This window comes from Leptolyngbya sp. UWPOB_LEPTO1 (assembly GCF_017302695.1).
In the GTDB taxonomy this organism is placed as follows: domain Bacteria; phylum Cyanobacteriota; class Cyanobacteriia; order Leptolyngbyales; family Leptolyngbyaceae; genus Leptolyngbya; species Leptolyngbya boryana.
Genome location: NZ_JAFLCJ010000003.1, coordinates 232,009 through 254,317, shown reverse-complemented (window position 1 = coordinate 254,317; position 22,309 = coordinate 232,009). Strand labels below are relative to the sequence as shown.

15 protein-coding genes are annotated in these 22,309 nt (G+C 46.9%); 3 read left to right on the top strand and 12 right to left on the bottom strand.

Translation table 11 applies throughout. From position 1 onward, the window contains the following. Positions 1 to 3: 3 nt before the first annotated feature. The gene (locus tag J0L70_RS06475) at positions 4 to 1,584 is read right to left on the bottom strand and encodes a glycosyltransferase family protein (RefSeq protein WP_287453635.1); all 1,581 of its coding nucleotides are present in this window, start codon (positions 1,582 to 1,584) and stop codon (positions 4 to 6) included. Between the two features lie 525 nt (positions 1,585 to 2,109). Between J0L70_RS06475 and J0L70_RS06470 the strand changes: the two genes are divergently transcribed. Then, positions 2,110 to 3,045, top strand: a complete 936-nt coding sequence (locus J0L70_RS06470; protein WP_287453633.1) for a glycosyltransferase family 2 protein — start codon at positions 2,110 to 2,112, stop codon at positions 3,043 to 3,045. Positions 3,046 to 3,140: 95 nt separating this feature from the next. On the opposite strand, the gene rppB is transcribed toward J0L70_RS06470, so the two are convergent. The 5 genes from rppB to J0L70_RS06445 all read right to left on the bottom strand — a co-directional run bounded on the left by rppB (position 3,141) and on the right by J0L70_RS06445 (position 7,671). After that, on the bottom strand, positions 3,141 to 4,496 hold the full coding sequence (gene rppB / locus J0L70_RS06465; RefSeq protein WP_287453632.1) for a two-component system sensor histidine kinase RppB: 1,356 nt from the start codon (positions 4,494 to 4,496) through the stop codon (positions 3,141 to 3,143). A 283-nt stretch (positions 4,497 to 4,779) separates the two neighbouring features. Next, a complete protein-coding gene (locus J0L70_RS06460; RefSeq protein WP_287453630.1) occupies positions 4,780 to 5,718 on the bottom strand; it encodes an NAD-dependent epimerase/dehydratase family protein in 939 nt (312 codons plus the stop codon). A gap of 303 nt (positions 5,719 to 6,021) precedes the next feature. Continuing rightward, positions 6,022 to 6,714 carry a two-component system response regulator RppA gene (gene rppA / locus J0L70_RS06455; protein ID WP_287453628.1) on the bottom strand — a complete coding sequence of 231 codons (693 nt, stop codon included), beginning with the start codon at positions 6,712 to 6,714 and terminating at the stop codon, positions 6,022 to 6,024. A gap of 8 nt (positions 6,715 to 6,722) precedes the next feature. Beyond that, on the bottom strand, positions 6,723 to 7,202 hold the full coding sequence (locus J0L70_RS06450) for a DUF2808 domain-containing protein (RefSeq protein ID WP_287453626.1): 480 nt from the start codon (positions 7,200 to 7,202) through the stop codon (positions 6,723 to 6,725). 148 nt (positions 7,203 to 7,350) lie between these two features. After that, entirely contained in the window at positions 7,351 to 7,671 is a 321-nt protein-coding gene (locus tag J0L70_RS06445) for a hypothetical protein (protein WP_287453625.1), read from the bottom strand. 390 nt (positions 7,672 to 8,061) lie between these two features. On the opposite strand from J0L70_RS06445, the gene J0L70_RS06440 reads away from it, so the two are divergent. Beyond that, on the top strand, positions 8,062 to 10,152 hold the full coding sequence (locus J0L70_RS06440) for a heavy metal translocating P-type ATPase (protein WP_287453623.1): 2,091 nt from the start codon (positions 8,062 to 8,064) through the stop codon (positions 10,150 to 10,152). A gap of 13 nt (positions 10,153 to 10,165) precedes the next feature. On the opposite strand, the gene J0L70_RS06435 is transcribed toward J0L70_RS06440, so the two are convergent. The 6 genes from J0L70_RS06435 to J0L70_RS06410 form a co-directional block, all read right to left on the bottom strand. Continuing rightward, the gene (locus J0L70_RS06435) at positions 10,166 to 11,503 is read right to left on the bottom strand and encodes a protoporphyrinogen/coproporphyrinogen oxidase (protein ID WP_287453621.1); all 1,338 of its coding nucleotides are present in this window, start codon (positions 11,501 to 11,503) and stop codon (positions 10,166 to 10,168) included. Between the two features lie 409 nt (positions 11,504 to 11,912). Then, positions 11,913 to 12,395 (bottom strand): hypothetical protein, encoded by a 483-nt coding sequence (locus tag J0L70_RS06430; protein WP_287453620.1) that lies wholly within the window; start codon positions 12,393 to 12,395, stop codon positions 11,913 to 11,915. A 15-nt stretch (positions 12,396 to 12,410) separates the two neighbouring features. After that, positions 12,411 to 15,539: an efflux RND transporter permease subunit gene (locus J0L70_RS06425; protein WP_287453619.1), complete on the bottom strand. Its 3,129-nt coding sequence runs from the start codon at positions 15,537 to 15,539 to the stop codon at positions 12,411 to 12,413. A gap of 113 nt (positions 15,540 to 15,652) precedes the next feature. Then, a complete protein-coding gene (locus tag J0L70_RS06420; protein ID WP_287453617.1) occupies positions 15,653 to 18,730 on the bottom strand; it encodes an efflux RND transporter permease subunit in 3,078 nt (1,025 codons plus the stop codon). A gap of 33 nt (positions 18,731 to 18,763) precedes the next feature. Then, entirely contained in the window at positions 18,764 to 20,431 is a 1,668-nt protein-coding gene (locus J0L70_RS06415) for an efflux RND transporter periplasmic adaptor subunit (protein WP_287453616.1), read from the bottom strand. Between the two features lie 346 nt (positions 20,432 to 20,777). Then, positions 20,778 to 21,491: a DUF305 domain-containing protein gene (locus J0L70_RS06410; protein WP_287453615.1), complete on the bottom strand. Its 714-nt coding sequence runs from the start codon at positions 21,489 to 21,491 to the stop codon at positions 20,778 to 20,780. 302 nt (positions 21,492 to 21,793) lie between these two features. On the opposite strand from J0L70_RS06410, the gene fldA reads away from it, so the two are divergent. Continuing rightward, complete coding sequence (fldA, locus tag J0L70_RS06405) at positions 21,794 to 22,306, top strand: flavodoxin FldA (protein ID WP_287453614.1); 513 nt, start codon at positions 21,794 to 21,796, stop codon at positions 22,304 to 22,306. Positions 22,307 to 22,309 lie beyond the last annotated feature (3 nt).

The window sequence follows — 22,309 nt, the reverse complement described above, 5'->3', positions numbered from 1 at the left end:
AGGTTAATTTGAAATGTGACGATAAAGGTAGCGGGGATAGTCAAGTGTGTAATGTTTAGGTAGCGTTTTCAGATCTCGAAAGCGAGTTCCAAGATCTGCTTCTAGCTTGTAGTTCTGCTGCAAAAAACTCAGCCGCCCGTCTTGCTCCAAAGGGAGATTATGGAGTAAATAAGCCTTTCCTTTTGGCTGCACGACAGATTGAAGCAACTTTTCTAGAGGTGGATGTTTTGTTGAATCTGGATTTTTTCCACGCACCAGGTCATCCAATGGAACCCAATGTAATGAAGGTGAGAATACTTTCTGATCCTGAAGCTGCCCAATCCACGGTGCATACACTGTTCCGGGTAGCCCCTCAAGATAGCTCACGAAGTCTTGATAGACCATTTGGCTTTGCCCGGACACGATAACAGACATTGGATTGTAAGCAAACAAAGCGAATGAGAGTGCGATCGCAAAAGAGTGCAGTCCGAATTGTTTTAATCGCGGCATCATGCGATCAAATGCTATTACCCCGACCACAATGAACCAAGTCCCCATTGGGATGAACACATTATTGTTAGAACCTGGTGTCATCGTGGCTACAATACCGCTCAGAACTGCAATTGGGAACATGAAGTACCAAATGTTCTGGCGGAGTTTCTGAACTTGTGAAAGAACAACGATCGTACTCACTGCCGCCAGAATTGGGTAAGAGAACAGAATTAGCTTGAAAAAGCGCACGACTTCCCAGTACTGAATTTCAACCCACTGGCGCGGAACTGTCCAAGTAAAGTAATGAAAGTGACTGCCTAAAGCCCAGTCAGGCATTGCAACATAAAGCCCTGCTCCCAATCCGCCTGCGATCAACCCATATGCCCAAGCTTTTTTGAATCCACTACGCCAGGTGAGAAAGACTAAAGCTGCGATCGCAAAAATTGCCCCCTGTTGCTTAAACCAAAAGGCTGCGACAAACATCAACATTGCAAGGCACTCAGTCATCCAATTTCTGGATCGATCAATCAGATAGCAGCCCAGTAAAATCGAGAACAACAGCAAGGATTCTGCATGAGCATTATCGAGATAGGTATCCATCACGCGATACGCTGCCGCAAATAGTCCCACTGCAACAATTCCCCACCAGTTTGATTGAGTTTGCCGACGAACCGCTAAGAAAATAACAATGCCTGCACCTGCCATTCCTAAAATTGCAACGAGCCGCATTGTGAACAGATTTGCACCAAAGACGATCGCAAACGGAACTGTCAACACATAAGAGAGCGGATTGTAAGCTAATGCGACAAAATCGGGTGAAGGTTCTGGATAGAGGGGAAGTCCTTGCATCAATCGCTGGAGATGCTGAACTCGTAGCAGTTCCATTGCTTCAAGATTCAACGGAAAATTGATGTGATTGAACCACAAAAAGATGATGAATAGAGTTTGTGCGATCGCATATCCAGCTAGAACTATCCGAATCGATTTCGCGGAAGTCGTAGCTTTCCGAATGCAAAGATAAATGAGCGATGCGATCGCAACCAGAATCAATAAACTGAAACGGATAGCACCATCTGATATCGATGTGCTACTCGAAAAAAGATTAGTAATCATCGGTTTCTCAACTTGACCAACAAGTAATACAGCAAAATGCTGATCTATGATTGAAACCGAACGTTACTCAGATACAAGAGAATCCAGAGAGCTTTGAGCCGAGCGCATCATTTAAGAGCCGTTTTGCGCCTACACTTCAGCATATGAGATCAAGATGAAATCAAAATGAAATTGTCTTGACTCTACAATCTTTTATCATTCTTCCATTCACTATTGCTTTTGATGAATGCAAGACGAAGAATCATGACGCTCCTAGCGATCTAGCATCTGTGATTGAAGCCAAGAGCTTTAGGGCACATCGGGATGAAACCAGGATGAAATAGATGCCTTATAGGGCAGAACCTACAACTTTTTAGCCGCAAGATGCAGTCTTGATTAGGAGTCTGTAGATTGGCTAGGTTTTTAGAATTTTCCCAGCTACAACATTAAAAGCCTCAGTATTTCTGCTGGGATGACTAATTTATTTCCATCTTGTTATGGCGAATTAGCTTTCAGATTCAAATCAGTAAACTCTCTATGATGACAATGAACAATTCTCCAGGTGTTGTAATTGGTCTCCCTGTTTACAATGGACAAAACTATTTGAAAGAAGCGATCGAGTCTGTGCTAGCTCAGACCTTTACAGACTTTCAACTTGTCATCAGCGACAATGCTTCAACAGACGCAACTGAAGCAATCTGCCGAGAATACGCAAACCAAGACGCTCGCATCATTTATCATCGTCAGCCCGTGAATATTGGCTGCGCTCCAAACTTTAATTTTGTCTTTGAACAGTATGGCAAAAGTGCGCCTTACTTCAAGTGGCACGCTCATGATGATTTGATTGCGCCTGAATTCTTAGAGCGATGTATTGCTCTGCTCGATACACATCCAGAAATTGCGATCGCGAATTGTCGAGCAGTCGCAATCAATGAGCAAGGCGCACAGATTGGCACATTTGATCATGAAATTCGCCTCAGTGGAAGGACACCTTCCGAGCGATTTTGGCGTTGTCTCTGGGCAGGTTACTTTACCGAGCATTTTGGGCTACAGCGTTCTGGCGTATTAGCACAAACTCGCTTGTATGCTAGCTTTACTGGTTCTGATCGAAACTTTGCAGTAGAGCTAGTTTTACAAGGGGAGGTTGGCTATGTCGAAGAGTATCTTTACTTTCGGCGTGATCATCCTGATTGCTACTGTCGGATCAAGGATGAAGCTGAAAAGTTAGCATTCTTCGATCCCAACATTCGACGCGAACTTTGGCGACTGACAGGACTGATCAAAATGCAAGCTTATCTCGATGCGATCATGCGATTTCCTTTACCGCTTAGTGAACGCATTCGCTGTCTCCGAATGCTGGCAGAATGGACTTTGAGACGTGGCATTGAGAGTGCAACAGGTGCAGGTGAGAAGTTCGGCGACCAATTCAGACGTGAGTTTGCAGCGAATCGAGATTGGTCAGACAATGCTCAAAGCTTATAGCCATTCAACTTAGAATGAGCGATAAATCAAAGCAGCAATTTTGCGAAGCGCCCACAGTTTCACTGTATCGAAATTGTGGGCAGTATCGAGGCTACCTACCACTGACTCAACTCACTGCGGGAGTTCTTTAGTGGCAATTGAATCGTAAATCGACTTCCTTTTCCTAATTCGCTTTGGACATGAATTTTGCCGTGATGGGCTTCGACAATGGCTTGAGCGATTGCTAAACCTAATCCCGCGCCGCCTGTATGACGAGAGCGATCCGAACTAACCCGATAAAAGCGATCAAACACTCGCGGTTGATCGGCTGCGGTAATTCCAATTCCTGTGTCTTGCACTTGAATGACTGCATTTTGATCTTCGATCAACAATCGGACGATTACTGTTCCATCTGAAGGGGTGTACTGAATCGCATTCGTAATCAGATTCGTGACTAATCGGTAAAGCTGCTCCTCATCACCAACGACGTTCACAGTATGATTAACGTTGAGTTCTTCCCTCAATGTGATATCAGCAGAAAGCGCAAACGCAGCTAACTCTTCGACTAAATCTTGCACAACATCATTGAGACAGACGCTCTGATGCTTGATTGGAAAAACTTTGAGATCCATGCGCGACAGCATGAGCAAATCTTGCACCAGTTGAGATAGCCTTGCGTTTTGCCGCTCGATCGTCTGCAATGTTCCTTGTGCTTCGGATAAACTCGTTGTTCCTATTGTTGCTTCAACTGTTGCTTGAATGGCTGCCAGTGGCGTTCTCAGTTCGTGAGCCGCGTCAGCCGTAAATTGCTGAATTTGCTGATATGAGTCATACACTGGACGCATTGCAATTCCCGCAAGTGCCCAGCTTGCTGCACCGATGATCAGAATCGCGATCGGCATTCCAAACAGAAAGAAAATCTTGAGCGACTGGAGGTGGTCATCATAGCCTTCGAGCGTCCGCCCGATCTGTAAATATCCCCAAGGTTGCCCCGTTGAAGTCTTTAACTGCAATGAAACCTGATGATAGCGCTGTCCTCGATCGTCAGTGATTGTTCGCCAAAGCTGCGTTTGAATTTGTGGTGTTGCTTGTGGTGGAGTATTCACTGTTCCCAAACGCTGCAATGATAGATTGAGGAACTGAATGTAGTACAAGTCTTGAGTACTGACTCCCAGGACGTGAATATGTGACGATGGAGGTGGCGTTTTACATACGGTCTGACTCCGACAAAGACCAGGTAAGACTTGCTCAACGCGATCGCTTAATTTTCCTGGTTTGTCCAGGACTGGCTCTAAACTGTCATGCAATGTTCCTGCAAGAGTTTCGATTTCACCATCGATCGCTGCCCAATGCACTTGTGCTAAATGAATGTAAACGGCAATCCCGCAACCGCTCAAGATCACTCCCATTACACCTGCGTACCAAGCTGCAAGCTTCAAACGAGTTCGATTAAACAGTTGACTCTGGTGCATAGAATTGAACGAATGCTGGTCAAATGATAGCCTGATTTTCAGAGGAACGGGAGTACAATTTTGATGAAAACGGCGATCGAAATCAAAGGTCACTCTCGAACTTCTACGCTTTGGAAGAAAAGCGTGAATCTCTGGAACAAGAGCCTTCACGCTGATTATGGTACATTGCTAGAACTGCCCAAGCACCTCAAACAGACTAGCTGTTCCTAATCCTGATGCTATCAACGGAAAATGAAACCACGATGAAATGCAGTACATCTAAAAGAAGCCATAAAGACATAATTTATCTTTTACAGCACTCGCTCTTGCTGTAGTAATGAGAATACCACTCGACTGTTTTTATAAGTCCCTGTTCTAGAGAAACGTTTGGCTGCCATCCTAGCTTTGTGTTTGAAGCTTCAAGGTGTGCAACACGAACTTGTTCCATTGGTCGATCGTTCAACGCGCCAAACACAGGCTGAATCCTCGGATCAATTAACTGTGTGAGGTGCTGTACTACGCTAGAAATTGAAGTTAACGTTCCAGAGCCAAGATCAAACATTTCACCTTCGATTCCTGGCATTTGGGCTGCTGCAATCAGTCCATCAACCACATCCTCCACGTAAATCCAATCGACTTGACGCTGACCACTACTCAGCTTTGGTACTTCTCCCCTGAGCAAAGATAGTGTGACATAGGGAATTAGCTTGTCAAAATTCATCTGTGCCGGACCGTAGACCAGAAATAGGCGTGTTCTGACGATCGGCAATTGATATAACTGCTGAAACATTTGAGCATAAGCGCTGCTTGACCATTTTGCTGCCGCATATGGGGAAGACGGAACTAAAGTTTCTCCTGCATCCGGTTCTTCTAACGATCCGGCTAACACAATTCTCCGCCCACCCAACTCCGCCATCAGTGTCAATAAGTTCACCGTGCTGACCAAGTTGCCTTGTAATGTTGAGAGAACTGCATCGATCCCGCGTGCGCCTGTGACATGACCTGCTAGATGAAAAATCACATCTGGCTTCACCTGAGTGACGACTCGCCGCATCTCCTCGAAGTTCGCTACATCTCCCTGCAACCATCGAATGGCAGCACTAGACTCCCGATAAACACGGGAAACACCGTAAACTTCTGCTTGGGACTGCTGAAGTTTCTGACAGAGATGATGACCGATAAAACCACTTGCTCCAGTTACTAAAATCTTTGCACCTGAAAGAGAGATTGATGAAGCAGACATAAAAGTGCTTAAAATTTTGCTATCAGTGAGTAACGAATGAAACGAAATTGCAGTGACTGTTAAAGACTGGAAGCGCGTCAGATCAAGCTCAGTCTGAACTATCCTCCTCATTCCTAGCTTAGAGAGTCAGAATGAAAACAAGATGAAATGTTCAAAAGTAAAATGCCTCAGCGATCGTGCTTTTGCCCCTATGTTTCTTAATACCAACAACTTACAGTCAGAATTACTGTTGTGGCATCAGTCCAAATTAGTAAAAGCTATGAGGGCTTGATTATCAGCACTGATTATCGCTGTTCCCACTCCTCATACAGTCAGATTCAAACGATACCCCAGCCCATATACCGTCTCAATCGCATCAGTAATGCCTTGATCTGCCAACTTACGCCGCAGTAACCGCATTTGGGCAGCGACCACATTGCTAGCAGATTCAGAATTTACCGTCCACAGATAATTCCGAATCTGCTCAGTGCTGACAATCTGATTCGCGTGTTTCATCAGATATTCTAGCAATTGAAATTCTTTAGCCGTCAGAATTACCCTTGCAGCGTTTTCTTGGGGATGGAGAACGAGCGCCGATGAACCATAATCCAGCATGAAAGAACCAACCTGAAAGTTTTGCGGTTGAAACTGGGGCGATCGGCGTTGCAAGGCGCGTAATCGAGCAAGCAGTTCGACCATGCCGAAAGGTTTGACGAGGTAATCATCGGCTCCCGCATCCAGCCCAGTGACGCGATCGTTTAAACTGTCTTTCGCGGTTAGTATTAACACAGGAAGCGAACTGCCTTGAGCGCGAAGCCGTTTACACAGTTCGATACCAGATAGCCCAGGTAGCATCCAGTCGATGACAGCTACCGTATATTGGGTTTGATGCTGTGTAAGATAACTCCAGGCTTCAGCACCATCTTGCGTCCAATCGACGATGTAGCGATTACGAGTGAGTGTTTTCTCGATCGCACTGCCTAAGTCGGGTTCATCTTCTACCAGCAAAATCCGCATAGCCCTGATTATTGATACGTTTGAATTCGCGCTGTCCCAAGCGGAATTTCTTGAGCAGACCCGACCGTTTTAGCATAGATTGGAAATTGCCAGGTGCGTCCAATTAAATCTGAAGTTTTTACGTTGTTGAGGTCAATTTCGAGCGTTTCTCCAACGGCGACCGGAGAAGTAAATGCGATCGTCACTCCTTTTTTGTTCGTCGCGGTACTCGCATTCATCGGTTTTCCAGCCGCATCGGTGACTGCTACTTGCCCAAATCGAATTTGTGCAGGTGCATTCTCAGGAACCTCAATGCGAATCTCAGACAGAGGAAAGCTGCTGACTTGAATTCCAATGTGATAGGTAGCACGAGTAACTTTGACACGATTTGGATATGCAGCGCTGTGAATGATGATCTTTTCCTTTGAGATGGGCATTTGTGCAAGTGCAGAGGAAATGGTCGCTGTAAGCAATACAGCAACGGCTCCGGTAAGCATAAATCGTTGCATCTGTGTTCTCCAAGCAAGCGAAACGCGATGGTTTCTGTTTTCTAGAATGGCACTCGAAAATGAAATGAAGATGAAAAATACTAATTGAAAACAGTCTGAAGTCCACACCTCCAGAAATGACTTCAGGCTGTCTCAGAGATGCGATCGACTACCGCATTCTCCTTTCACAAATTTGCTGCGCTGTCAATGCTCTTTGCGCCATTGCTCCAGCCGTGACGGGCTTTAGTAAACAGGTTCGGCTCGTGGATTCTGCTGATCTCTGTTCAAACAGAACTTGTGGACTCGCAGCAGTTAGCGGTTGCGGTGCAGGTTGTTCTCCATCTCGACTATGTTGTTGAATGACTTCCAAACGCCGCGTTGCTGCCTCGCCTGTTGTTCCATTTGCTGGAACAGGTTCTTTTGCATATACCGCAGAACCAATTGAAGCGATCGCAAATGTGAAGATCGTCCCTAAAATTGCTCTTTGCATCACCAAAAAACTCCTAAATCATAGTGTCTTACAGTCAAGAGATAGCTTTAAGTTCCATACGTTATGGCTAATCATTTTTAGATTCAATCTATCCCTATTTCTAGGTTGACATGGGACTATGAAACTACAATGAAAGTAGAGTAATAGTTACTGGATAGTTGCGTTTGTACTCAATTAAAACTGCTTCCAACTTCGACTGATCGAGCTTTGCATCCTAGCAGATGAAGATGAAATCAGCATGAAATTGCGTGTTTGAAGAACTGCAATGTTATCGAACTGCAAAACGTAAGCATTGCTCAATTTGATCTCATCCGAAATGTAGATTCATTCCTAAAGCAGTATTGAATAGTTTAGGGGCGAAGGGCATCGTCACGCTAGGAGTACTCCACAATGCGGCAGAACCATCAGCATCACCAGCACTCTTCTCAAACTGAATACCACGGGCATGATGAACACCAGCAGCAGCTTGCAGAAGCTCATCAAGATTTGCACGAAGCTCGACACCAACACGCACAGCACGATAAGCACGCAGGGCATCGCCCGGAAATCTTCAGACGGCGATTCTTTATTTGTCTCGTGCTAACTTTGCCTGTTCTGTACTATGCTCCCATGCTTCAGATGTGGTTCGGGTATGAAGCGATCGCATTTCCAGGCTCAGATTGGGTTAGCCCGATCTTGAGTACTATCATTTACTTCTACGGGGGCTGGGTATTCCTTCGCGGTGCGTGGCGGGAGTTTCAAAGCAAAATTGGCATGATGACGCTGATTGCACTTGCGATCACAGTCGCATTTGTTTACAGTATTGCTGTTTCATTGGGACTCAGAGGCGAATCCTTCTACTGGGAGCTTGCAACATTAGTCGATATTATGCTGTTGGGGCACTGGATTGAGATGGCATCGGTTCAAGGTGCAAGTCGAGCATTGGAGAACCTTGCAGAATTAGTGCCAACGGTTGCTCATCGTTTAAGCGGCGGGCGCATTGAAGATGTTCAGGTAGAGAGCTTACAGCAAGATGAACAGATTCTGGTTCGCCCCGGTGAGCAGATTCCGATCGATGGAGAAGTTATCGAAGGGACTTCTAGTGTCAATGAGGCTTTTCTTACTGGAGAATCACGTCCTGTCACCAAGCAAGTCAAAGATGAGGTAGTTGCTGGAGCCGTTAACGGAGATGGGGCGCTAACGATTCGAGTGACTCGAACTGGGGAGCAGACGACTCTCAGCCAGATTATGCGCCTCGTTCAAGAAGCACAGACCTCGAAAAGTCGCTACCAAACTTTGGCGGATCAGCTTGCTTACTGGTTGACGATTACTGCGATCGCAGTTGCAACCCTCACCTTTGTACTTTGGCTGGCGTTTGGTCCTGATCTGACTTTCGCCATTAACCGCGCTGTTACTGTTTTGGTGATTGCCTGCCCACACGCTTTAGGGTTAGCAATTCCGCTCGTGATTGTGAATGCAACTGCAATGTCCGCCAAGCATGGAATCTTAGTTCGCAGTCGAGAAGCATTTGAACGAGCGAGAAATATCCAAACGATCGCATTTGATAAGACTGGAACTCTGACAGAAGGGCGATTTGGGGTTCAACGAGCTTACACCGACGGAATTGATGAACTCAAAGCGCTAGGAATTGCGGCAACGCTGGAATCGCGCTCTGAACATCCGCTTGCCCAAGCGATCGTACAAGAAGCAGAACGTCGTCAGATCCGATTGTTGAACAGCGAAGAGTTTCGAGCAATTCCAGGCAGCGGGGTCGAAGGCAGAGTCAACCATCAACACTATCGAGTCGGTAGACCAGAATGGGTCAGTGAATTAAAGCTGACATTTCCAACCGCCTTACAAGCAGGATTAGAGCAAAGTGAATCACGCGGAGAAAGTGCGATTGTCTTGATGGATGACCAGCAAGTTCTTGCAGTGTTTGGATTAGCGGATCAAGTTCGAGAATCTGCACGAGAAGCGATTGCTCGGTTGCAGGAGATGAATGTTCAGGTTGTCATGATTACAGGCGATGCAGAAGCTGTTGCGAAAGCCGTTGCTGAGGATCTGAACATTGATCGCTATTATGCTCGTGTGCTGCCTCAAGACAAGGCTGCGCTGATTCGACGATTGAAAGCTGAAAAACCTACTGCATTTGTGGGCGATGGAATTAATGATGCACCTGCTTTATCTGAGGCAGATTTAGGAATTGCGATCGGAGCCGGAACTAATGTCGCGATCGAGTCGGCGGATTTGGTATTAGTTAAAAGCGATCCTCTGGATGCGACTTACGCACTGAAGTTGGCGAAAGCGACCTACAGCAAGATGATTCAGAATCTGTTTTGGGCAACCGGGTACAACGTCATTGGCATTCCTTTGGCGGCAGGAATCGCGGCTCCGTTCGGAATTTTACTTTCACCTGCAATCGGTGCAATTTTCATGAGTGTTTCAACCGTTGTTGTCTCAATTAATGCAATTCTGTTACGCCGCCTCCGGCTCAACCGCTAAATTAGGATGAATTTCAACATAGTTCAGGGTGCTGCATCATCAAAGTTCTGACTTTGTTCTGGGTTCGCCAATAGACATCCTCCATCAGCGCATGAGAAAACTCACCATTCCGCCCGATTGAATACAATCCAGCAATTCCGGTTGAACGTTCTAGCTGTAGGCGTACCGTTTCATAAGCATTGAGATACACCGGATAAGCGATCGGCGTTCGTAGCACTCGACAACCCAAATAGCGACGACGAACATCAGGAATAATTTCGCTCATTTCTTGAATGCAGCGATCGCCCAATTCATCATCATCCATGTTCCAAATCTCATCACTCTTTTCGCAGCCAATATCAGCCGTAATCAGGGTTTTTCCTTCTGGAGCTAACCAGGGCATCGACAGCGGTGTTTCGGTCAAGCGGAAGAAAGTGAAATGCTGCTCTGGTGTCCAGACAACTGTATCTTTTAACAATCCTCGTCCTTCTAATCGTAAGTTGACGAACACCATCGGTCGATAGCGCAACTGAGCGAATGGTTTGACCGCATCGGTTCCTTGCACCATTCTGGCAAGGATGTGACAAGGGGCTGTACTAAGCACGGCGGACACAGCTTGCTCTTTACCGTGCGATCGTACCGCAACGGCTCGATTGTTCTCAACTAAAATCCCGTCCACAGGTGACTCTAACCGAATTGAATCCTCAATCCCTTCTGCTAACTTTTGACAGAGCAAACCAATACCACCCTCTGGATAAACGTGCCAAACATGGGGATTTTCGGGGAAGGTATGACTGTACCCACACCCGACCGCACGACCTGTAAAAGAACTTGCTGCTTTGAGAAAAAGTGTTTTTGCGATCGTGTTTTGTAGTTTATTGCCGACCGAGGCTGCTAAATCCTCGGCTGCGGCACCTGACCACGCTTCTAACAGTGGAATGGCGACTTCATCCGCTAAAGTTCGCCCATAGCTGGCTCGAAACCAAGCCCCAGCAGAATGATTGGCACGTTCTCTGCTTTGTGGCATGATCCGGCTAGCAATGCCGCCAAGTAGATAGCGAGGTTCTCGGAGCAACCCAAATGGATAACCATAGGTTTTGCCTCTGACTAGAACGCTTTCGCCATAATACAAAACGTCTCGGCAACGAGAACCAATTCCAACCGCAGCCGCAAGCCGATTATTAATAAAATGTGCGCCAAAGTCGTAGCTAAAGCCATCTGTATCATGAAAACTGGCAGCAAGTCCCGCCATTTTCGATCCCGCTTCATAGAGGATAAACGGAACCCGGTGACGGCGTAAAAAAGCAGCCGCAGTCAGACCTGCGGGACCTCCGCCAATGATGGCAACAGGCTTTGTTGCTGTAATATTCATCGTTTGATTTCACAATTAGTAAACAGCCCGAACTCAGGCGAATGACTTAGACTACTGCGCCCACTCATTGACTTGAGAGGCAATGTCATTCAGTAGCTTATCGAAAGTCCATAGGACTGAATCAGATGCAGCCTGGAAGTGAGCCATAGAGCCGTAAGTTGCAGAACTTGTGTGAAACCGATTAATTCGATCGTAAACACCAAAAATGAAATCAAGATGAAATTGAGCAATCAAGCACCGATAAGGGCTTCAATTTGTTCAAAATGAATCGTTGGGATTTTTTGGTGATCGATCGCAGTTTCGCCAATGCTTCAGATTATTGCCTAATGTCAAAAAACCATCTGTAAAGTTAGCTCATTCAGTCGGAGCTAACTTTACAGATGGCTAAAACGCAGCGAAATTGCGTTCGTTACAGCTTGAACGTATACCGAGCGTTCACTTTCTCGCTACCAATTTCAGACTGAACAGCGACTTTGTATTCTCCTGCCGCAGTACTGGATAATTTAGCAGTGTAGTGCTTTCCATCTGCATCGTAATTCATTGGGACAGTTTGCTGACTTCCATCAGGTAGTTGCACTTGCGCGGTTACTTTTGCAGTTGGAATGGTTTCGTGATTGTCGCCTTTCTGTACGAACAAGTCTAGATGGGTTTCACCACCTTCTTTTTCGGGTTTGAGTTCCAAATGGTAAGCACCGGACTCAACTACAATTCCGCCTCCCGCTTTGTGATCAGCATCATGGTTAGCTGAAGGAGAAGAACTTGTAGCAGGGCTACTACTTGCAGCAGGACTATTGGCTGGCGCACTTGCTTGATTGCTACCGCTGCTACACGCACCGAGAAACAGTAGGCTTGTACTACCAGCAGCAATTAAAAGGAATTTCAGCGTTTTCATGGTGATCTCCTGAATTTAAGATTCTGCAACATTGAGATGAGAAACACGATCGTTACTCGCCGCGATCACGTCGGTTTGCTTTGGCATCATGAACTTTCCAAAGAGTGAATACAAAGCGGGAAGCACTAGCAGCGTCAACGCAGTAGACGTAAATAGTCCCCCTAGAACAACAACAGCAAGCGGCTGCAAAATTTCTTTGCCTGCACCCGATCCAATCACGAGTGGAACCATGCCTAATGCCGATGCAAGTGCAGTTAATAAAATCGCAACTAACCGCTCCATTGAGCCTTCTACAATCACTTGCTTGAGTGGAATGCCCTGAGCTAACTGCTGGTTATAGTTATCGACTAATAGTAAGCCATTTCGAGTGGCGACTCCAAACAGTGTGATAAATCCGACCATTGATGCAACCGAAATGATCCCACCACTGATTGCGACTGAGATCACCCCTCCAATCAATGCTAACGGCAAGTTGATCATAATCATCAAAGTTGCTGGAATGGATTTTACAGCAAAGTAGAGCAGAACTGAAATTACTGCAAATGCTGCCAGTCCAGAAATGATTAGAGTTTGGGTAGCTTGCTCTTGTGCTTGAAACTGTCCTCCAAACTCAATGTAGTAGCCGCTAGGGAGTTTGACTTGCTTCACGCGATCGCGAACATCCTTGATCACTGATCCTAAATCTCGCCCTGACACATTGGCAGAAACGACAATTAAGCGTGAGACGTTTTCTCGATTGATTGTACTAGGTCCTTCGCCGTAAACGACTTTTGCTACTTGAGAAAGCGGAATCTTTTGATTATTTGGAGTATCAACCAGTAAGTTGCTAATGACATCCAAGTTATTCCGATATTGCTCTTGTAACCAAACCACTAAGTTGAAAGTTTGCTGTTTTTCCAGCACTTGCGAAACAGTACGCCCGTTGAGTCCAGTTTCGATCGTTTCTGCAAGCTCCCCAATACTCAGCCCATATCGAGCGGCAGCATCGCGATCGAACTGAATTTGTACCTGTTTAACAGGCACTTGCGGCTCAAGCTGCAAATCAACTAAGCCTGGAATCCCATTCATCGCAGTCTGAACCTGTTGCCCAGCCGTCCGAAGCTGATCGAGTTCAGCCCCGTAGATTTTAACGGCGATCGCACTCCTCACCCCCGACAAAATCTCGTCCATGCGGTGAGAAATAAAGCCGCCAATGTTGATTACCACACCAGGGATCTTCTCGCCTTCTTTTCGCAATGCTTCAATTACTTTTTCGCGCTCTTTCGCGCCTTCTTCACTGATCTCGACATCTAATTCGCCAAAGTTCACGCCCGCTACGTCGGGATCACCTTGAGCGAAGCCAGACCGGAACTGGATTGATTCGATGCGCTTGTCGTTTTTGAATGCCTCTTGAAAGTCAAGTGCGACTTGATTGGTTGCTTCTAGTGATTCTCCGGGAAACAAAATCACAGCGTTAACTAACTGCCGATCCTGGAATTCCGGCAGAAAAACACTTCCCAATGCGGGCAGAATCATCAGCGAAGCAATGAATCCTGCGATCGCAGTCGTTAAAACAACTTTGGGACGACGAATCGAGAATCTTAAAGCAGGACGATAAACTTGATGTGCTTTGCGCTCTAGCCAAGTTTCAGTGCTCGGTAGACGGCGATTCGCAAGTAATAGCGCACATAAAGCAGGCGTGAGCGTTAATGCGACGATCGTGGATGCCAGGATCGATAAAAGGTAGGCAAGCCCCATCGGTGCGAAAATTCGACCTTCAACGCCGGAGAGAGCAAAAATTGGCGCAAAGATTACCACAATGATGATCGTCGCGAATAAAACGCTGGTTCTGACTTCAATCGAGCCATCAAACACAACCTGCAAAGGTGGCTTCGGATGTTCTGCAACCTGATTTTCTCGCAAGCGGCGGTAGACATTCTCCATATCAACGATCGCATCATCGACCACTGAACCGATCGCGACAACTAAGCCACCAAGCGTCATTGTATTGATGCCTTGTCCTGTCCAATTGAGAATAATCATTCCGACCAGCAACGAGAGCGGTAATGCACTGAGACTGATCACTACCGTGCGCCAGTTCATCAAAAACGCAATCAGCACCACCGAAACAATGATGATGCCATCGCGTAGTGCATCTCTGACGTTCTCGATCGACAAGCCAATAAACAGATTTTGATCAAACGTTTTGAAAAATTTCACATCTGGCGGCAGCCCCCCTTTGAGATCTTCCATTGCTGCGTCTACTGCTTTTACAACAGTGGGTGTGTCTGCATTCGGTTGCTTCGTTACGGTGAGAATTACCGATCGCTTACCGCGAAACAATCCATCGCCCCGTCTAAGTGCGGCTCCAATTTTTACCTCTGCGACTTGTTCGAGCAGAATCGGCGTGCCGTTAACAGATTTGATCACCGATCGCTTGAGAGGTTCGATCGACTCAATTCGCCCAATGCCTCGAACTAAGAGTTCTTGATCGGGTGTAACAACAAACCCACCTGGAACATTCACATTTGCATTCTGAGCCGCTTTCACGACATCGTTGATTGACACATTAAATGCTTTGAGTTTGTTGGGATCGATGAGCACTTGATACTGTCGATCGTCCCCGCCATAGAGAAACACATTACTCACACCTGGAACTGCTAACAATCGATTTTTGATGTCCCATCCGACTAGCCTGGATACCTCCATCAACGGTGTTGAGTCCGAGGTGAAGGCATATTTCACCGTCCAGCCGAGCGGTGAACTCACAGGCAAGATTTCTGGCTGCTCCACACCTTGCGGCAAAATGCTCTGAGTTCGTCCTAATCGCTCAGTCACGAGCTGACGAGCGCGGTAGACATCGGTATCCCAACTGAAAACCGCTTTGACTGAAGAGATCCCGACTGCGGATGCGGATCGTAAAGAAACCAGTCCAGGCGTTCCATTAATCGCGCTTTCGATCGGGCGAGTAACAAGTGATTCAACTTCTTCGGGTGCGAGTCCGGCAGCTTCGGTTTGAATTTCGACTTGAGGTGGAGCAAACGCTGGAAATACATCTAAGGGCATCTGCGTCATCACTCGCAGTCCCCAGAGGGAGAGAAGAATTGCGGCAAGGACAACCAACCACCGTTGCGCGATCGACCCTCTAACAATCGAATTGAGCATCGGCGAACTACTCCCTAGAAAAATCGTGCTTGTATTCACCCATAACTCATGATCTCAGGAGAATATGAAACAGAGATGAAACTTCCAAACCTGCAAAAATTCCTTTCATCGTGCTATTTGGGTTTGGAAAAAAGCAGCTTGGCAAATCGGCTATAAAGCGCAGGAATGATTAACAGCGTTAAAGCGGTTGAGGTGAACAATCCACCCAGAACTACGATCGATAAGGGCTGTAAAATTTCCTTTCCAGGTCCACCCGCAATCACGAGCGGTGCTAATCCTAATGCTGAAGTCAAGGCAGTCATTAGAATCGCGTTTAATCGCTCCATCGAACCTTTTACCAGCAGTTCTTTGACTGGCATTCCTTCCGCAAATTTTGCATTATAGTTATCGACGAGCAAGAGTCCATTTCGAGTGGCAACCCCAAATAGAGTGACGAAGCCGACCAGCGAAGCGACAGAAATGACTCCTCCAGTCAGGGCAACCGCGATCACACCACCGACTAGCCCGATCGGTAAGTTGATCATGATCATGGCAGTCGAAGGAATCGATTTCACCGTCAAATACATCAGCACCGAGATCACGACAAAGGCAATCAAGCTATAAATCAGAATGTTCTGCGAGGCGCGTTCTTCAGCTTCAAACTGTCCGCCATATTGGATAAAGTAACCTGCTGGCACTTGTACTGATTGCTTTACTTTGGATTGAATTTCGGTCATCACCGATCGCAAGTCTCGCCCGCTCACGTTCGCCGAGACAACGATTCGGCGCGAGACATTCTCACGGTTAATCGTGTTCGGTCCTTGACCATTGCGAATCGTTGCAACCTGCGCCAGTGGAATCTTTTGACCATTCCCAGCATCAATAAGTAAGTTCTCGATCGCACTTAAATTACTCCGCGCTTCAGGCTTCAACCACACTATCAAATCAAAGGTTTGCTGTTGTTCCAGAACTTGTGAAACCGTTCGACCATTTAAGGCAGTTTCGATCACTTCCGCCAGTTGTCCAACGCTCAAGCCGTATCGTGCGGCGGCTTGTCGATTGAAGGCGATTTGAACTTGATCGATCGGCACTTGCGGCTCAAGCTGCAAATCGACCACGCCTGAAACCGTTTTTATCTGTGCTTCAACCTGTTCACCGACCGATCGTAGTTCACCCAGATCAGCCCCGAAGATTTTCACAGCAATTTGACTTCTCACACCTGAGAGTACTTCATCCATACGGTGAGAAATAAAGCCCCCAATCCCTGTTGCTACTCCGGGTAGCTTGCTCATTTCCTCTCGGAGCTTTTTCAGACTTGCTTCTCGATCTTCCAGTCCTTTCTCGCTCAAATCTACATCGAGGTGAGCAAAATTCACGCCGCCTGCATCACCATCACCCGGAGCGCGTCCGGCGCGGGTTTGAATGAACTTGAAGCGATCGTCTCCCTTGAGTGCATCTTCTAAAGCAAATCCCGCCCGGTTCGTTGCTTCCAAAGCAGTGCCCGGATAAAGCGTCAAAGTGTTCACTAACATTTGCTCTTGAAACTCTGGCAAGAACTCACGTCCGAGACTTGGCAGAATCATCAATGCCACGATCATTAGTGCTGACGCACCGGATAGAACAATCAGCGATCGACGCATTGCGAACTGTAAAAGCGGCGAGTATAAGCGCTTGAAGAACCGGGCAACCACAGGTTCCTGCTCTGACATCCGACCGTGTGGAAGTAGAATCGCACACAAAGCGGGAGAAACAATCAGCGATTCTAAACTTGAAACAACTACGACTACTAGATAAGAAATGCCCATTGGTGTAAAAATTCGCCCTTCTACCCCCGATAGCGTAAAGATGGGAGAAAAAACGACAATCCCAATTAAAGTCGCGCCAATCAGCGATTCTCGAACTTCCTGGCTACCTTCAAAAATGATCTCTAAAGTTGATCGCGGTTCCGGCGAAAAGCGATTCTCTCGTAAGGCACGGTAGGTATTCTCACCATAGACGATCGCATCATCAACCGCAGTCCCGATCGCCACTGCTAATCCACCTAATGTCATCGTATTTAGTCCAAGCCCCAAATAGTGAGAGACAAGCAACGCAAACAGTAAGGTGAGAAAGAAATCAAGCAAGCATACCGTCAAGGTTCGCCAGTTCATCAGGAATGGAATCAAAATAGCAGCCACAATCAGACTGCCTTCGATCAATGCTGATCGTACATTTTCGACCGAAGCTTCGATATAGTCTGCTTGTCGGAAAGTAACATCGACTTTGACATCTTTGGGCAATCCCGCTTTGATCTCATTCATTGCTGCAATCACCGCATTCGTGACCGTTGGCGTATCGGCTTGTGGTTGCTTATTCACCATAACGATCGCCGCAGGTTTGCCATTCACACTGCCATCGCCGCGCTTTAGTGCTGCTCCAATTTGAACCTCAGCGACATCAATTAATCTGATTGGTATGCCGTTTCGTGAATCGATGACGGACTGCTTGAGATCGTCGATCGATTCAATCCGCCCAATCCCGCGAATCAGTCTTTCTCGATCTGCTCCAATTAAATAGCCACCTGGAACATTCACGTTTGCATTCCGAACCGCTTCTGTCACTTGTTCTAGGGATACATTAAAGGCTTTCAGTTTTGCAGGATCAGCTAAAACTTGATACTGCCGCTCATTGCCGCCGTACACGCTGACTTGGCTCACGCCTGGAACTGCTAACAATCGATTCGTGACCTGCCAATCAACGAGCCGTCTTAGTTCCATCATTGAGGTGGTGTCTGCGGTCAAGGCAAATTTTAGAATCGTTCCAATTGGCGAACTAATCGGAGAGATGCGGGGAATTTCAACCCCCTCCGGTAGCTTGCTTTGTGCCTGCTGCAATCGTTCAGTAACGAGCTGCCGCGCTTGATAGATATCAGTTCCCCATTGAAAAATAACTCTGACCACTGAGATTCCAGGGGCAGAAGTTGATCGCACATTGGTCACGCCTGGAGTTCCGTTAATCGCACTCTCGATCGGTAAAGTCACCAATGATTCAACTTCTTCGGGTGCAAGTCCAGTCGATTCGGTTTCGATTTCGACTTGGGGAGGCGCAAAAGATGGAAAGACATCCAATGGCATCTGTGGAATGATTTTGACTGTCCAGAGCGTTGCGATCAGGGCAATCAACACCACAATCCATCGACGGGCAATCACAGATCGAACAATATTTCCTAGCATGACAGAATCAATGTCGAAGGGATTACACAGAAATTAATTCTGATGAGGATTACGATCAGTTTCTAAAATCTCTGCTGGAGGCTGAATCGTGCTTGGCTTCGAGCCGTTACCGTTGGAATGAAAGTAAATTTCAGTCTCATGAGGAGTCGCATTTTCTACAGCAGGTTGAAGCCGACGCTGACGACGTGACGACCAGACTGTACCTGCCCAGAAGGTTCCTGCCACGATCGCACCCCCCACAGGTAAGACTAGCCACCAAGGTAGAGAATTTGAGGAGGCTTGAGCGGTTGTAGAAGGCGTTTCGCTGTGTCCTGCATCCGCTTTAGTGTCTCCTCGTAAGGATTGCGTGTACAGTTGCGGGGCGCGTTGTGTTACCACCTTATCACCGTCAAATAAGCCGTTTGTGACTTCAATAAAATCGCCGGATTCTCGTCCCAATGCGATCTCTGTAGCTTGAAACGCATTGCCGTTTTGTACAAAGACAATTTTCTTTTTATCGTTGGTTTCGACGATCGCAGATTTTGGAACCGCTAACACAGAAACCGGAGTGCGATCGGTTAGGACTTCAATCTCCGCGAACATTCCTGGCTTCAAGGCTCCGTCTGCATTGTCTAGCTCCACCTTCACAGGCACAACACGAGTTTCACCTTGCACGGCTGATCCAACGACGCTGATCCGTCCGTTGAAAGTACGATCGGCTAATCCATTCACCTTCACGCGAACAGGCTGACCGACTCGAACTTGATTGAGATCTTTTTCGTAAATGTTGCCCGATGCTTGCACACTGCTGCCATTGACGATCGTTAAAATTTTCTTCCCTGCATCTTGTCCCGATTCTCCAGGGGTCGCTTCTCGATCGGCAACTGTCCCTGAAATTGGAGCCGTAATTGTAATCGTGCCATCTTCGTTGGCATTGGCTCCGAGTTGTCGCAAGCGAGTCTCATAAGTTTGTCCACTCAGTTGCACCCGCGATCGCGCAACCTCTAACGCGGATTGTGCCCGCTTTAATTGAGCCTGAGCTTCCGAAACGGCTAATCGACTTTCTGCTTTCGATAGGTTCGCTCTCGCTTCTGCCAGTTTCGTCCCGGATTCAAGTGCTGCCCGTCGAGGTAACGCTCCCGTTTGAGCTAACTGTTGATCTTTGGTGTAACTTTCTTGAGCAAAATCAAACGACGATCGTGCTTGCTGAATTTCTCGATCTACGATCGTTTTCTGACGGTCTAGATTTTCCTGAGCAAGCTGTAAATCTGCTTCTGCCTGTTGGACTGTGCCTGTCGCCTCACTGCGTCGATCGAGTGCTTCAGTTCTTAACTGTGCTAGGTCAGGACTGGTCATCATTGCCAACGGTTGCCCTGCTTCTACTGCATCACCAGGTTTCACGAGCAATCGGAGCAAGGTTCCCCCAACTGGTGTTGTGACCTCGACTTGGCGATTCGGCAGCGATTCAATTTGCCCGGTCGTCTTGATGCCAAAGGCTAAACGTTGTCGGGTGACAGGCTCAACCTTAAAGCCGAGTCGTTGAGCGGTTGCTGCATCGACTTGAACACTTCCCGATGACTGTGTTGCTCCGCCTTTGAATTCGTCACCATGCCCGCCATGAGCTAGCACGATCGCAGGGCTTCCTGCCAACAATCCTAACGTTAGCAATGTGGCTGAAAGACGGCAAATCGAGGTGGAAACAGAAACAGCAAGACTTGGCATGGTGAAGTTTCCTGATAGTGCAGCAATGTTTTACATTGTGACAGTCAAATGTGAAACAGGGATGAAATCGTTCACTGGTTACATGGGGCTTTGTGCCATTGCTTCATCGGGTCAGTTTTGGCTTGCTGTAAAGCAACAATGCCTGTCGCGAACTTCTGAATCTTCAGGCTTTTTGAATTTTCCAAAGCATCATTTGCTATTACGAATAAGCTGAAGGGATACATAGTAAATCAATCCCTTCAGCAAATTTGCTCCGAGCGTTATTCGGTAACTAGCTTTCAGTGTTCCATATAAAAATGAAATCAGGATGAAATGTCACTCACGATCGCAGGATGACTCTCGTAATTTATTGGTTATACCAAGCTTTGCGCCATTGTTTCATCTGATCGATCTCGGCTTGTTGAGAAGAGACGATCGCGGCTGCTAGCTTCTGAATCTCAGGACGCTTCGACTTTTGTTTGGCATCGTTTGCCATGACGATCGCGCTTTCATGGTGCGGAATCATGGCATTGATGAAGCGTAAGTCAAACTGATCATCGGCTGCTCCCAAATCCATGTTCATCATCATGCCATTCATTTGATCTTGAGTCATTGGCATCATGCTTTTCGTCTTACTATCCCATGCCATCGGGGTACTCGCGGCACTCGCGTACCAAGTTTTCCGCCACTGCTGCATTTGAGCAATCTCTTTGTCCTGATCCGCAATGATCGATTGAGCTAACTTCTTGATTTCAGGACGCTTCGATTTTTGTAATGCTTCTTGCGCCATTTTTACGGCTCCTTGGTGATGAGGAACCATTGCATCAATGAAGCGCAAATCAAAGTTCTCATCGGCTGCCCCTAAATCCATATTCATCATATTGCCATGCTGCATATTGCCATGCTGCATATTGCTGTGATCCATCCCTGGCATTCCTGCCATTGGTGAACCTGTAGCAGTCGGATTTTGGTTGGAGGTTGAATTCTGAGCAGAATTCGAGCAAGCAGCAAGTCCACCGAGGGCGACAATTGCACCGATCGAGAGTCCCAATAAGCTGTGTTTGAAAATTAAGCGTCGCATGATTTACTAAACCTACAAGTTGCTTTGATTAAATTGTCAACCATCCAGTAAGCTGGACAGTCAAGCCAAAACCGACGAAGTTTTGTGCGGATATTTCTACATCAGTTTTGGGAACCGCCCACCTACTTACGATGGCATAAGAAGATGAAATCAGGATGAAGTCGAACTATGCCAATCGTTAGAATCTGATCATTCACTCAATCCTTCAGCGGAGAGAAGTCGTCACCTCGACTAATTTCTAAGCTAATGAACGTCGACCTCCGCTTCTGGAGGACTGTCATGAATTGAGGCAAGGAGGCAGTATGGTAAGCATTGGACTGTTTTATGGAACTCAAACCGGAAACACTCAAACCGCAGCAGAAACGCTCCAAGCTGAATTTGGGGGAGACTCGATCATAGAATTGATCGAAATTTCTCAAGCAGAGCTAAGTGAATTTGAGAAATATCCAGCGATTATCATCGGCTGTCCGACCTGGAATGTTGGGCAACTTCAAGATGATTGGGACAGCTTTTTCGAGCAGCTAGATGAAATCGATTTCAGCGGAAAGAAAGTTGCCTACTTTGGTGAAGGCGATCAGGTTGATTATGCAGATTCGTTCCAAGACGCAATGGGGATACTCGAAGAAAAGATTACCGAGCAAGGCGGCGAAACGGTTGGGTACTGGTCAACGGAAGGGTATGACTTTACCGAATCGAAAGCGATTCGAGATGGCAAGTTTGTGGGGCTGGCATTAGACGAGGATAATCAGCCAGAGTTGAGTGACAATCGCATTAAAGCTTGGGTTGCTCAACTCAAACAAGAGCTTAAGGTTTGAACG